Below are 13,191 nucleotides of genomic sequence, written 5' to 3' on the forward strand. Positions count from 1 at the left end.
ATCTTTCTGCGGGCCATTGCCCGCCTAGGCGGGGTCAATAACGGCGCAGGGGAAGGGCATCGATCCACGCTTCAATGTCAGTGGAGCGCCAGCGGATGCGTCCGCCGCCAATGTCTATCGGATGAGGAAAGGCATCCCGGCGGATGCGTCGCCAGATCGTTGTCCGGCTGCGAATGCCGGTGAGGCGCATGACCTCATGGCAGGTGAGTAATTCGATATTCGACATGACAGATTCCTTCGCTTCAAGGTTCTGTCACCGTTGCCGCACTCCCCTGCGACGTTGGGTTGGTTCTCAAATTGCCGTTGCGGACCGTGCGATCAGATGTTCAACTCAGCGCCACCCTTGGCTTAGGTGACGCTGTCTAGGCTATGCGAATCGCAATGCTGTAGGAAAGAACAAAAAGAGATCAAGCACTGTTCCGCATCGGCGGGTGGACGTTGTTGGATCGGTATGGACAATTCGGGACTGAATGAATTTTTCCCGCTGGTGTCCGCTCTTGGGCAATGTAGGTCCAAATCTAGGGTTCTGGCGCAGCGGAAGGCCTGTTTCCGCGCGAATCGCAGCTTGAGCCGATATGACAAGCAAACGCGCTTTCGCTTTGCACGTTGATGCGGACATGCAAAGAAAACGCGAAAATCTTTACACGTTAGCGGATTAGCGGATGCAGCAACTTGGGCCAGACAATGCCATCTGGGATGATGGTGAGTGGATCAGCTGGGACGAGATCAACGAGCAGATCCAGTACAAGGAATGGCGGGCAAAATATCCCAATGCCGATCTGTCGCTGGTCTCGATATTCGAGGATCTGATCTGCACCGCAGAGCAGTATCACATGCACACGGGCAAGCACCTTCAGGTCTATGGCGATATCGGAGAACTCTACGGGGCGATCACGCACGGCATCAAGCTGCACCGCAACTACGCTCAAGGATCGGATGGACGGCTCGGCAATGACCTGGTCGAGGTCAAAACAATCACGCCATTCAAGAGCAATGACCGGGTCACGCTGAACCTCAAACGGAACTTCAGCATGGTCTTTTTTGGTCAAGATCACGTCCGACTTCGAGGTGCGCGGGAAGCTCATTCCACGAAAGGCCCTGCCCCGTGTGAAGGGCGACAAGCTGGTTCTTGAATGGGCTAATATCGGGGCTGACTGAACCAGAATTCGGCAGCCCTTTCCTTCAAGGCGCAAGAGGCAGCGGGTACCCGGCCATGTCCGAGAATTGACGGGCGACTTCCTTCACCTTGGCCTCATCGACATCCATTTCTGCGATGAAGGCCAGTTGAGCGTCTGTTGCGATCTCCGAGAAGAAAGCGAAAGCAGCGGCATTGTGCGCGGGCGCGCTCGACGGGGCTGCGATTAGCGCTGCGAGCTGCTGAGCAGATTGCCTGGTCCGATAGGGACCGTTCACTGTTGCCAGTACCTGTGCGGTCACTTTGCTCATCGCAACTCTCATCCAATGAAGGCCATAAGGGACGATGCATCCGGTTGGACCGTGAAGGCAAGGATGGTCGATGATGTATGGTGCCAAAGGGCATTTATCCTGCGTTTATTGAAAATTGGACATTTGCGGGATAAAACTCGCGAATGGCCATCATCCAACCCTTCTCTGCCGAGCAGGAACGAGCGCTCATCAACATGCGCCAGCGCTACGATGTGTGGATCGAAGCCGAGCGCGAACTCTTCGCGATGCCGTATGATCTGAAGCGCAAGAAGATCGGAGAATACGAGTACCTCTACGAGATATTTGATCGCATCGGAAACGGCAAAAGTCTGGGCGCGTGGGACGAGGAAAAGGAAGCCCAATTCGAGGAATATAAGGCGGCAAAGAATGCGCTGAAGGAGCGCCGCGATGGCGCACGGGATGCCCTAAACGAAAGCAGCCGGATTGCCCGTGCGCTGCGCTTGCCGATGTTATCAGCTGACGCCGGACCCATAGTCCGGGAGGCAGACAGGCGATCGCTTCTAGGTAGCCACCTGCTTGTTGTCGGAACCAACGCAATGGCAGCCTATGCTATCGAAGCGGCAGGAACCTTCCGCGATGTGCCCGATGAAACGGAAGACTTCGATCTTGCCTGGGCGGCAAAAGAGCCGGAAGACGGAACGCAGCTTTGGGACATGCTCAAAGCGGTTGATCCGACGTTCACGATCAATACCGAACGGGAATTTCAGGCGCGTAATGCGAAGGCCTATGAAGTCGAATTGCTTGTCGCACCATCGCGTGTCGAAACGCTCGCCGGGAAGGATCGGCCACGTCCCGTTCCGCTACCCGAACAGGAATGGCTCCTGCCGGGTCGACGGGTAGACCAGGTCGTCCCGTGCCGTGATGGCAGCCCGGCGCGCATCGTCGCACCTGACCCACGCTGGTTCGCACTCCACAAGCTCTGGCTGGGTACTCAGGCAAAGCGGAACCCGCTTAAGCGGCGCAAGGACACGGTGCAGGGAGCTGCGCTGCTTGACGCGGTTGCCGAGGCGATGCCTCATTATTCGCTGGATCATGAGTTTGTGAACAGTCTGCCTGATGAGCTAGTGCCCTATTGGGAGGAGTGGGAGAAGGCGCGCCGATAGCTGCTGAATTCAGTCACCAACTTGGGGCAAAATGGCTGGTTTTTGCGGCCAATATGGTGTAATGAATGACCATTGAAATCATTGAGTTTTTTTGAGGATGGGACCCAAATCCTCTGGCAAAAATACATTCTGGGGGCACCGACGGGGGCCTCACTTAAGTAACCAAGGTCAAGATTCTCGCAGTTTTGCGACATTCTGAGAGCGGTTCGAGTCCTCTTCTGGGCACCATTTCCGGTCAAAGCTGGGCACTCTGCCCTTTGACCGCGCAATTGACGCGGCGCCATGTGCCAGCGCTTCAGTTTGACCTTCAATCGTGATCGTTCGGCCCACCCGCACTTTGTCGATGAATGCCCGTGCGATCTGTTGCCTCGCCTTGTCGTTCCCTTCAAGCAGTCGACTACGCACAGTCTCTCCGAATTTTTCGACCGCGGAAGGTGTTATGTGACCGATCCCACGGTCTAGCTGCTGACGCAGCGTCGTCGCGGTCGTGTTCAGGCCGTCGATTTCAATTCGTCGTTCTTTGATACGAGCCGTAATATCGGGGTCGCGAGGCGACAACGCCCCACTCTCAATACCATCATGAAGATTCGACAGACGGCGCCTAGCTTCCGTCAGCCTCTCCTCACATTGTTCGAGTTCGGTAAGTTTCTGCTGGCGAGCTGCGTCGGAGGTATCGAGAACCTTCGATAAAAGAGATTCGAGGTTCGCCGCGGAAAAGATCTTATCCGCTACTGCGCTCAAAACCTGCTTGTCCAGCTCTTCGGCGCGGACATTCGGGCACCCGCACGACGAAGCTCCTCTGTTCACTTTCGAGTGACAAGAGTAATAGCGATATCGTCCACTCTTGCCTGTCCTGATCGTCATTCCGGATCCGCAGGCAGCGCATTGCGCCAGCCCTATCAAAAGCGTCGGACTATTGACCACTCTAGGTGGCGTATTTCGCGGTGCACGCTTTTCTCGAAGCGCCGCGACGCTATCGAATTGCCTCTGTGTGACGATTGGCGGGCATTGAACCCAGGTCCATTCCTCCTCAGGAAGAAGCTTCCCGAGCTCATCGAACTTGTTTCCTGGAAATTTGCCGAGATAGTGAGGGCGAGAAAGGATACCGGCGACAGTAGCATTGAAGAACTTTTTGCCGCGCCGGGTATATCCGTGTGAGTTCAGGTATTCTGCGATGGCCCGCCCTCCCATCGGGGATCCATCGATCCCATGCTCGGCAAGATCGAAGATTTTTTGAATCACTCTTGCTTCGTTCTCTTCGATGAACAGCCGCTTCTTTTCCTTCTTTCCTCGGAATTCTACTGTCTGGGACACGTAGCCTAGCGGAACAGGCCCACCAGTCCAGAAGCCTTCGAGCGCCGTTCCGCGGAGCCCTCGTCTGGTATTCTGCGATGCTTTGACGATCGCCTCTTGGTCCTGCCAGCCGGTCAACAACCTATGAAGCAGCCCTGCATGGCTTTCTTCGAAGGATTGATAAACGAAAAGACACTGGACGCCCGCTCGCCGAAGTTGACCATCCGTGAGAACAGTGAATTCGACATCGCGAGCCAGGCGGGACATATCGCAGGCCACGATGGCATCGACTGGATGGTCCTCGCTTGTCGCGAGCAGAAGCATCCTGTTGAATTCGGGCCGCCTCCGATCCGAGCCGGAAACCCCCGGTTCCTCGAAGATCTCGATTAAATCGATGTCGTTATCATTGCAGAATTTCTGCAGATCCGCCTTCTGCTGTCGGATCGACGTTTGATGCTGCGCCTGTTCCGTGGTGCTGACACGAACATACCCGAAGGCGCGCCGCCTCGACGCAAGCTTTTCTCTCGACATTGTGTGCATGTCTGGCCCTCCAGTGAGATTTGTTCGGCCTTGGAAATTACGGCTCACCCCATCTCCTGGCTTCATCGAGCCAGAATCTCTTCGAGCGATGCTTCTCCGATGAGTTCAAGTAAATGGCGGGCAAGGGCCTCTTCGGAGATACCCGCCTTCCAACGGATCTCCGCTTCAGCGTTGCCGACAGCCAGCAGCGTCGTCTTGGGATGATCGATGTGTAAATGGTTGGCGCTGCTTGTGCGACCAAGACCTACAGGGCCGTCCCGCGATGAATCATCATCTGCGCATGTCGAAGGTGAAGAGGAGTTGTCGCTGGTCACTCATACGGTGTGCGATCATTCGCCGAGAAAATATTGACGACTCTAAAAAAATCGCCGACCAGGTTTGGGTGATGGCTGAATAGAGTTCTATAACGCGAAGGATGCCAGCCACGAGATAGAGAAAAATGCTTCAATCTGCACCGAACAGCCAACAGGCGAAGAGTCCGGTTCTTACCGCGCGGAAGAAGCCGATGCGTGAGCAGTATACGGACGATGCCGCAAACATCGTCATGCGATTGCTGGTTAAAGACCGCGACCCCAACCGGAACGATATTCGCAAGCATGCCAGCAATCTGACCGCTCTGCAGGACGGCAGGCTGCAGATGGGCAACATTGTCCTTACGCCTGACGAACGGGCCACCGGGCGGTTGATCGGGCTGACCGTTGGCCATGCCCTGCAGCCCACGGACGAACAAATTCCGGCGGGATGCAAGCTGCCGCTGCTGGTTTTCTCACCGGTATACCAGATCATGGCAGCTCAGCAGGGTGGTGCTCTTACCGCAGCCCATGGCAGCCGGGCGCTCATCAAGCTGCCAAAGACGGCTTCCGAGATTGCAAACTATCTTCACGGTATTTCCGCAGGAGCTTTTCGAGGCAATAAGATCTTCAAAAACCTCTGTGGCGAGACAATCGAGGCGACCGCGAATTTTCTCGCCGGCATCCGCGTTTCTCATAGTGCAGTCTTTCTCGCACTGCTGAGCGAGGACATCGATCTTGCCGTATCTCTCGAACCCTCGCTGGACGACCCCGCTTCGGCGCTGGGTGCAGAATGGGGCAAGGCGTATTTCGCAAAAGCAGGCCGTCCGATCGCCGAGAATTTCAGGGCACTTCGGATCACACGCTGCGGCGTATCCTGTCTCAAAGAGCTAAAGAAGTCCGACGCTTTTACCGTCGCGAACCTCCAGATCGCGAAAAATCAGATGGAAAAGGGCACCGTCTCTGCCTCGAGTGAGGAAATTATCGAGCGGGCGGGCGATACCATATATGCTTTTAACAAGGTGGTCTGCCTCGACCTGGACCGTCACAATAAGTTTCGAGCTGACAAGGCTGCAGGCAAACTCTCTGCGGAGAAGTATTCTTTCAAGAGGAAGGGCTCTGATTTCCGAACGCTGCTGCATTACGAACGCCTGATCCAGAAGGATTACGTCTACGGACAAAGAGTCATCGAGCATGTCATTCGTGAAGCAACCGCCAACCTGCCGTCGGCGCCGACCTGCGCAAAACCGAGCCCGGAAGTAAGCGATGTCGAGAGGGAGCGCATCGCTGGTAAGGGAGGTCAACGTTATGAGAGCCTGGCCAACCACTACGGTCGCAGACGTGAGAATTGCGCGATCCAGGTAGGGATTGCGATTGCGGGCTTACCTGGCTTCAAGAAAAGCCTCCATGCCATTGCGCAGTTTGCAAACGCCCTCCTGAGAGCGATTTGGCCGTCATCGGGCTCGAACGCCAGCATGCGAAACGACCATGTCGAACGAGAGGCAAGGTTGGTGGCTGCGGGCATGCCCGCAAAAGGCCAGTTCATGCATTCGATAAGTTTCGAAGCGTCAAGCTGGGACCAGGTCGAAACTGATCTGCAGCAGTGGATCGTTCTTGCTCGCTCCCCAGGAGGACCGCATCCGGCAGCAACAAAATTCACTGAGCTGCGCCACTATTTCTATTTGCTGACCCACGACGTTGGTAAACTGTTGGACCTCGGAATGGCGGCGCGGGTTTTCTGTCACCTTGTGCCGTGCGTCAATCTGTTCTCGACTGATCCGATCTGGTTGAGGTTGAAAGAACGGGTCGCGGTCATCAACAACATCACCCTCGATGACCAAGGACCGCGAGCAGTTCGGACCGGGTTGTTCGGCCCGGTCCCGAAGACGATCGCCGATGTTATAGGGCTCCTCAGCCATCCGCCCGACCTCGCCCATCTAGCTGCAGGGACTACATTTGCGGGTGGTCTTCCTCGCCGTCCATCGCCTGGCCCATTTCGGCGATGGCACGAAGGTTCGAGAGAACGATATTTTTCTCGGCAAGGAACTGGATATCGGGATCCGCTTCCATCCGCTCGAGAAGGTTCGCGTCGTAATTCCAGATGGTGATCAGGTTTCGCGCGTGTTTTATGGCGTCGTCTTCCGCTGTGGCATCGTTAACTTCTGCGACCGCACGATCGCACGCCAATGCGACCCTGCGCATCAGTTTCTGGGCTGCCTCGGTATTGCTCAAGGTAACCTTTGAACTACTTTCGTCGTAGAATTCGTAAACTGTCATCGTCATTCTCCCAATTTGCGCAACACGTTGGCGCCGTTCGCGTCCAACCAGTCGGCGGCATTGCCGCGGTTCATTCCTGCGGGAATCTCGATTTCCAGAATGAGTGCCGTATCAGCGAGAAGAAAACGCTGACCCGCAGTCATGGGCTTGGTGCGCCATCCATCGCCGACCTCTAGCTCACGTTTCTTCCATGAGGTGCAGTCGGCATCGTAGTCAGCCTTGCGTTTCGCCCAGTGGCGCACAGCAGACCGCAGTTCGAGTTCTTCGGCGTGATACCGTACTGTTTCGACGACAAGATCAAGCATCGGCAGGCCGTCACTGTCAGGAAGCGACTTCACCAACTCGGCGAACTCGTGCGCGCTCAGCGACAGAAGACCGTCAAACGCAGGCGCATCTGTATGATCCAGCCCGCGATCGAACAGCGAGCCGGCCAGGGAAGCACAGGCGTGGATACGTGCAGAACCAGTCACGGAACATCCTTTCGGAGCCGCTATCGCACGGTCTGCCAGGCATTAATTGACGACTCTGTCAGATTTTCCGATCTGGAGCTCAGTTCAGCGTGAGTGGTGGTCTTTGTAGTCCGCTACTGGGCCGGTTGCGGACCGTCCACTTCTAGCCACAAAAGCCGGCGAAGCGGACGTTCGACTTCCGACGCGAGAGCGGTTGTTTAAAGTTTGCAAAACCGACCGTCATAGCGGACATTCATCGAGCGGAATGGAGGCCCATTCGAAAATGAATAGTCAATCGAAGCTGCTTGCGAAATTTTCGATGGCCGAAGCTTGGAAGGCTTTCGTCTCAGTGTCGCGAGCATGTTTCTTGTTCATACTGAAACCGCAGCCTGCCATCAGGGAAAAAGACTTGTTGCCATTTTCGCCTTTGGCGGTTGGAGTAAGTCTACTGGCCCTATCGCTGGTTGTCACAGCGATGCTTGCCCTCGCGGCATTGCCGCTCTTTCTGATGGCTGACGCAGCCCTTGGGAGTCAGCTTCATCAGGTTATGTCTCGCTCGATTGCATCCGTCGTCCTGGCGGTGGTCGTTATCGGGCCCTTGATCGAGGAGGTTATGTTTCGAGGCTGGTTGTCGGGCACGTGGCGGTCTGTCGTCGGCAGCACGGTGTTCGTCGCGCTTGTGTTTGGCGTTATTCACGTCGTCGACGGGCTGTTCTCGGTTTCGGCAGCAATCATCCAGTTGGGGCTAGCCGCCATTGGGATGATTGGATTCCAGCTGTTGTCACCGATCGATACTGGCAGGCGATTGCCGTATTTCGAGCGCGCTTTTCCATTCATTTTCTGGGCGCAAGGTATCGTGTTCGGCGTTTTGCATTTTCAGAATATAGCCACGAATTCTCCGGTCGTCGCGGTCCTATATACGCTTCCCCTTGTGATTTGCGCGTGGCTTTGGGGTTTTGCGAGGATCTATCTCGGTCTTGCGAGTGCCGTCCTTCTACATGCTGTCTACAATGTGCCTGCCGTTGCAGGCATGCTCACCATCCTGATGCTGCAAGGCACATGACTGCGGCATCGTTCTGATCTGCATCTAAAAGTCCGATCGTGACATCTGTCATGTTGCGCGGCTTACACCTCGCACTGCTTTCCCCGCGTCATTGGTCTTAGTCCAAAGGCCGATGACGAGGAGAACGTGATGCAGACAGATCCGAGCCTCCATGTCGCCAAGCTGGAATGCGTTTCCAAGTCTTATGGTGGCCTGCGCGTGTTGGAGGATTTCAGTTTTGAACTTAGGCCCGGGTGCGTGACGGCGCTGCTAGGTCCCAATGGCGCAGGCAAGTCGACGGTTGCCGGGCTTTTGACCGGACGCCTTTCAGCAGATGTCGGCAAGGTCAGCCTTTTTGGCCTGGACCCGCGCGATCGCCGGGCACGGGCCCGAATGGGCATCATGCTTCAATCCGCTGGCTTGCCTGAGACGCTGACAGTGATGGAGCTGATTGGCCTGCACGCGAGCCATTATGCCCGCCGCATGGCAACCGAAAGGGTGATCGAGCAGGCCGCGCTGGTCGATCTCGCGGACCGTCGATGTAGCAAGCTTTCCGGAGGAGAGCAGCGCCGGGTTCAGTTCGCTCTCGCCATTTCCGGTGCGCCTGACCTCCTCGTTCTGGATGAGCCGACGACCGGTTTTGATTCCGAGGCTCGTCGGGCCATGTGGCAGCTTGTCCGCGCCAAAGCCGAAGCGGGAACAGCCGTGTTGCTGGCAACGCACCATATGGATGAGGCAGACGCACTGGCAGATCGCATCGTTGTCATTGCGAACGGCGGTGTTGTCGCAGACGGCCTGCCCTCCCAGATCAAGTCGCAAGTGGCAGGCTCGGTTCTCAGATTGCGGACCCGGCTGCCTGCTGCACGGTTCCGCAACCTACCCGACATTGTGAAAGTCGAAGAGCGCGGGGCAGATCTCGCAATTCTTACATCGAGCCCCCGGCCCACGCTGGAAGCGGTTTTCCAAATCGACCCCGACCTTCAGCACTTCGAGGTTGTTGGAGCATCACTCGAAGACGCACTTGAGAACCTCATCATGAGTCAGAGCGAAAAGGAAGCTGCGTGATGTCTGAACTTCTCCCCGCAGCACCGCGCATTTACTGGCTCGAAAGCAAGGCCGAGATCATCAAGTCGGCGCGCATGCCGCAATTCATCATTCCTACCATCGCGCTGCCTCCTGCATTCTATGCGCTCTTCGCGCTCGCTCTCGGGCAAGGCAGCGAAGCAGCTGCAACGCAAACGCTGGCCACCTTCGGAGTGTTTGCGATGATGGGGCCGGCGCTGTTCGGTTTCGGCGTCAATATCGCTGCCGAACGTGAAACCGGCCAGCTTGAATTGAAACGGTTGTCGCCGATGCCAGCAGGCGCGCAGATCACTGCCAAGATCGCCGCCACCACAGTATATTGCGCCATCTCATTGGTGATGCTGTATTCGCTCGGTATCGTTGCAGGTGTTGCGCTTGCTGCGGCGCAATGGACCGCGATGATCCTCGTCCACTTCCTTTCCATCATTCCGTTCTCGCTGATGGGAATTGGAATAGGTTACCGGTTCGGACAGGGCGCTGCCGTGGCCATCGCCAACATCGTATTTCTTTCTCTCGCCGTCATGGGAGGCCTGTGGTTTCCGATTATGACTATGCCTCAAGTGATGCAGAGCGCCGCCTGGGTTTTGCCCTCCTATCATCTGGGTGAAATAGCGTTGATGGCGGCAGGTCAAAGGAATGACAGCTTCCTTCTATTGCATGTGGGGCCCTTGCTGCTCATCACGCTTGCAACAGCTATCTTCGCTTGGACTGGGGAAAGGCAGCAATCACGGTGAAGCAAGAGAAAACAATGGAGACTAGCGGGACGACGGCGCACCCTCAGCCATCGGTAAACGCGATCGGCGAGCTTGGTGCTGGAAAGGGGCGACCGGTCAAGCCTATCCCTTGGTCCAAGCTCGACCACCCCGCCATCTGGCTCGCTTATCTTCCCTTGTTCTTCATCCCATGGTTCATCGAGCGACCAAGCCTTACCCAGATGATCGCCGCGACGGCAGGGCTCGTCCTCTTTCTCGCTCTCTATTTCGCCGCGTTCAAGGCAACCGGCAGACGCCTCACAATGCTGGCGGTGGCCACGCTGCTGATTTCTTTTGCACTGGCCTTCACAGGCAGCAACTGGACGGTGATCACAATCTATGCCGCCGCGATGGTTGGCAACCTGCGACCGCCGCACCACGCCGCCATTTTGGTAGGGGGCTTCGCAGTCGCCACCTGCGTTCTCGCTTTTGTAACCAGACAACCTGTGATCTTCTGGGTATTCGGTGTGTTCCTCGCTATCATGGTCGGTGCTGCCAATATCTCGCGTGCGGCGCTCGAGGACAAGAACCAAGCCCTAGCAGAATCTCGCGACGAGGTGCGCCAGCTCGCCGCTGCAGCCGAGCGCGAGCGTATCGGGCGCGATCTTCATGACCTCTTGGGTCGAACACTGACGCTGATCGCCATCAAGGCTGATCTCGCGGCCAAACTGTCCGACAGGGACAGCGATGAGGCGAGGAAAGAGATGCGCGAAATTGCTGCGGCTGCGCGGCAAGGGCTCGCCGATGTTCGCTCGGCAGTCAATGGCATGACCGGGGCAACGCTCAGTCGTGAGCTTGCGACTTCGCAAGCAGCGCTCTCTGTCGCGGGGATCCTATGCAAAATCGAAGGCGATGCAGACCGAATAGACCCCGGCAGCAGTGCGGTGCTCGCCATGGCACTGCGGGAAGCGATCACGAATGTCATTCGACATTCGGGAGCATCGTTGTGCGAAATCGTTCTCAAGCAACAGCCGGGAGGACTTGAGATGACCGTTAGCGACAACGGCCATGGTGAGGCTGTGCGGGCGGGAGGGGGAATATCGGGCCTTCGATCCCGTCTTGGAGCGGCTGGAGGAGATCTCGCCGTGCGTGGGACAGCTGAGGGAACGCAACTGGTTGCGCGTCTGCCGCAAGGAGCAGCGTCATGATCAGGCTCGTCATTGCGGAGGATCAGGCAATGGTTCTCGGTGCGCTTGCGACCGTGCTGTCGCTCGAAGACGATATCGAGGTTGTCGCTCGCGCGGAGGATGGCACCACTGCGCTTGAATATGTGAGGCAGCACAAACCCGATGTTCTCCTTTCCGATATCGAGATGCCTGGTCTTTCGGGTCTTGATGTCGCCGAAACTGTCACGCGAGAGAAGCTGGAAACGAGCGTCTTCATTGTAACGACATTCGGGCGCGCGGGCTATCTGCGTAGGGCTATGGATGCAGGGGTGCGTGGCTATCTGCTCAAGGATACACCGTCTGACGCTCTTGCCGCCGCAGTGCGAAAGATCGCCGCCGGAGAAAGGGCAATCGCGCCGGAACTCGCGGAGCTCGCGTGGGACGCGCCCGCCAATCCGCTTACCGAGCGCGAACGGGACGTGCTGCGACTGGCCGACGAAGGATGCTCGAACAAGGAAATTGCCCGGCAGCTTGATCTCTCGCCCGGGACAGTCCGCAACTACCTGTCAGAAGCCTCAAGCAAGCTGCATGCGTCGAGCCGCATCGAAGCCGGTCGCATCGCCCGTGATCAGGGATGGCTCTGAAGCGTTTCCATCTTCGTGACGTTTGTCAGGTCTGCGGTCTGACAGCCCGCACTGCCTAGGCCGACCTAGAAGGCATAATGCTCTGCCGATCAAGGAGAGCGAAATGCGTTCAGTCAGAACAGTCTTACCGGTCATCGGGATTGCTATCCTGCTGGCGGGAGCTGCCCTGTTTCAGCAGGCAGCGCCGGACCGCTACGGGCTGCCTGAGATCGAGGTGCTCGATCCCGGGCCGACCGGCCAGCGCATCGACCAAGATGAGTTATTCGGCAACTTTTACCCCGCAGCCGGAAATACAGGCATCAGTCAGGACGCACCTCGTCCCGCCGTGCTTCTCCTTGGCGGCTCTGAAGGTGGGCTCGGCAGCGGTGCCAAGCAAATGGCGCTCTCGCTGCAGGAAGAGGGGTTTACGGTCCTTCATCTGGCTTACTTCGGCGCGCCGGAGCAGCCTGATGCGCTTGAACGCATACCGCTTGAATTGTTCGATCAGGCTCTCGAATGGTTGAAAGAGCAGCCGGGGGTCGATCCAGAAAGGCTGGCCGTCGTTGGTGCATCCAAGGGTGCAGAGGCTGCCTTGCTAGTTGCAACTCGAAGGTCCGATCTTTCGGCGGTGGTCGCCGGAATGCCGACAAATGTCGCGTGGAACGGGATTGATTGGGCTAGGAACGGGCAAAGCCCTTATTCTTCCTGGACGGCTTCAGGCGAAGAGGTGCCGACGATGCCGTTCTCTGACTGGAACGCATCGGATGGTATCATTAGCGTCTATCGCACTATCGAGGATCCCACGCATCGCGCCAATGCAGATCGGGCAGCGATTCCGATTGAACGAGCCAGCGCAAAGATCATGCTCGTGTGCGGAGAGGCCGAAACCATGTGGCCCGCATGCCCTATGTCGCGAATGATTGCAGAGCGCAGTGCTGGCCGCTCGGGTCCCTCCATTACCGTCTTGGCCTATGAGGACGCCGGACATTTCGTGTTCGGGCCACCCATGGCACCAAGTGCTGCGTTTTATGACAGGCTGGATACGTTCGGCGGAAGCGTCGAGGGCAACGCTATCGCGCGCGCCGACAGTTGGCCGAAAGTCGTGGCATTCATTAAGGCTCGGACAGCCGATTAGGAGGCTCTCTTTTGGAAGCGAAGGCGGAAAC

General features: G+C 57.0%; 14 protein-coding genes. 9 read left to right on the forward strand and 5 right to left on the reverse strand.

Annotation, left to right across the window (positions count from 1 at the left end):
- Window positions 1-34 precede the first annotated feature (34 nt).
- The gene (locus ACGHJ7_RS09845) at window positions 35-226 is read right to left on the reverse strand and encodes a helix-turn-helix transcriptional regulator (RefSeq protein ID WP_390476877.1); all 192 of its coding nucleotides are present in this window, start codon (window positions 224-226) and stop codon (window positions 35-37) included.
- A gap of 436 nt (window positions 227-662) precedes the next feature.
- Between ACGHJ7_RS09845 and ACGHJ7_RS09850 the strand changes: the two genes are divergently transcribed.
- Window positions 663-1,133: a hypothetical protein gene (locus ACGHJ7_RS09850; protein WP_390476880.1), complete on the forward strand. Its 471-nt coding sequence runs from the start codon at window positions 663-665 to the stop codon at window positions 1,131-1,133.
- 49 nt (window positions 1,134-1,182) lie between these two features.
- Here ACGHJ7_RS09850 and ACGHJ7_RS09855 read toward each other — a convergent pair whose 3' ends face one another.
- Window positions 1,183-1,446 carry a hypothetical protein gene (locus ACGHJ7_RS09855; RefSeq protein ID WP_390476882.1) on the reverse strand — a complete coding sequence of 88 codons (264 nt, stop codon included), beginning with the start codon at window positions 1,444-1,446 and terminating at the stop codon, window positions 1,183-1,185.
- Window positions 1,447-1,640: 194 nt separating this feature from the next.
- Here ACGHJ7_RS09855 and ACGHJ7_RS09860 point away from each other — a divergent pair, with 194 nt between their 5' ends.
- A complete protein-coding gene (locus ACGHJ7_RS09860) occupies window positions 1,641-2,570 on the forward strand; it encodes a GSU2403 family nucleotidyltransferase fold protein (RefSeq protein ID WP_390476885.1) in 930 nt (309 codons plus the stop codon).
- A 168-nt stretch (window positions 2,571-2,738) separates the two neighbouring features.
- Here the strand turns inward: ACGHJ7_RS09860 and ACGHJ7_RS09865 are convergent, their stop codons facing one another.
- Together ACGHJ7_RS09865 and ACGHJ7_RS09870 are read right to left on the reverse strand one after the other, a co-directional pair.
- Window positions 2,739-4,451, reverse strand: a complete 1,713-nt coding sequence (locus ACGHJ7_RS09865) for a recombinase family protein (RefSeq protein ID WP_390476888.1) — start codon at window positions 4,449-4,451, stop codon at window positions 2,739-2,741.
- Window positions 4,452-4,465: 14 nt separating this feature from the next.
- Window positions 4,466-4,717: a hypothetical protein gene (locus ACGHJ7_RS09870; protein WP_390476891.1), complete on the reverse strand. Its 252-nt coding sequence runs from the start codon at window positions 4,715-4,717 to the stop codon at window positions 4,466-4,468.
- Between the two features lie 191 nt (window positions 4,718-4,908).
- Between ACGHJ7_RS09870 and ACGHJ7_RS09875 the strand changes: the two genes are divergently transcribed.
- Window positions 4,909-6,801, forward strand: coding sequence for a hypothetical protein (locus ACGHJ7_RS09875; RefSeq protein ID WP_390476894.1), 1,893 nt, complete (start codon window positions 4,909-4,911; stop codon window positions 6,799-6,801).
- A 171-nt stretch (window positions 6,802-6,972) separates the two neighbouring features.
- Here the strand turns inward: ACGHJ7_RS09875 and ACGHJ7_RS09880 are convergent, their stop codons facing one another.
- Window positions 6,973-7,440, reverse strand: coding sequence for a hypothetical protein (locus ACGHJ7_RS09880; protein WP_390476896.1), 468 nt, complete (start codon window positions 7,438-7,440; stop codon window positions 6,973-6,975).
- A 262-nt stretch (window positions 7,441-7,702) separates the two neighbouring features.
- Here ACGHJ7_RS09880 and ACGHJ7_RS09885 point away from each other — a divergent pair, with 262 nt between their 5' ends.
- From ACGHJ7_RS09885 to ACGHJ7_RS09910, 6 genes are all read left to right on the forward strand, one after another.
- Window positions 7,703-8,482 (forward strand): type II CAAX prenyl endopeptidase Rce1 family protein, encoded by a 780-nt coding sequence (locus ACGHJ7_RS09885; protein ID WP_390476899.1) that lies wholly within the window; start codon window positions 7,703-7,705, stop codon window positions 8,480-8,482.
- Window positions 8,483-8,611: 129 nt separating this feature from the next.
- Window positions 8,612-9,526, forward strand: coding sequence for an ABC transporter ATP-binding protein (locus tag ACGHJ7_RS09890; protein ID WP_390476901.1), 915 nt, complete (start codon window positions 8,612-8,614; stop codon window positions 9,524-9,526).
- Window positions 9,526-10,278, forward strand: a complete 753-nt coding sequence (locus tag ACGHJ7_RS09895; RefSeq protein ID WP_390476904.1) for an ABC transporter permease — start codon at window positions 9,526-9,528, stop codon at window positions 10,276-10,278. Before ACGHJ7_RS09890 ends, ACGHJ7_RS09895 begins: the two co-directional genes overlap by 1 nt.
- Window positions 10,248-11,444: a histidine kinase gene (locus ACGHJ7_RS09900; RefSeq protein ID WP_390476906.1), complete on the forward strand. Its 1,197-nt coding sequence runs from the start codon at window positions 10,248-10,250 to the stop codon at window positions 11,442-11,444. Before ACGHJ7_RS09895 ends, ACGHJ7_RS09900 begins: the two co-directional genes overlap by 31 nt.
- On the forward strand, window positions 11,441-12,046 hold the full coding sequence (locus ACGHJ7_RS09905; protein WP_390476908.1) for a response regulator transcription factor: 606 nt from the start codon (window positions 11,441-11,443) through the stop codon (window positions 12,044-12,046). Before ACGHJ7_RS09900 ends, ACGHJ7_RS09905 begins: the two co-directional genes overlap by 4 nt.
- Window positions 12,047-12,149: 103 nt before the next feature.
- Window positions 12,150-13,160, forward strand: coding sequence for an acyl-CoA thioester hydrolase/BAAT C-terminal domain-containing protein (locus ACGHJ7_RS09910; RefSeq protein ID WP_390476911.1), 1,011 nt, complete (start codon window positions 12,150-12,152; stop codon window positions 13,158-13,160).
- The last annotated feature ends 31 nt before the right edge of the window (window positions 13,161-13,191 follow it).

It is taken from the genome of Altererythrobacter sp. MTPC7, assembly GCF_042851395.1.
In the GTDB taxonomy this organism is placed as follows: domain Bacteria; phylum Pseudomonadota; class Alphaproteobacteria; order Sphingomonadales; family Sphingomonadaceae; genus CAJXSN01.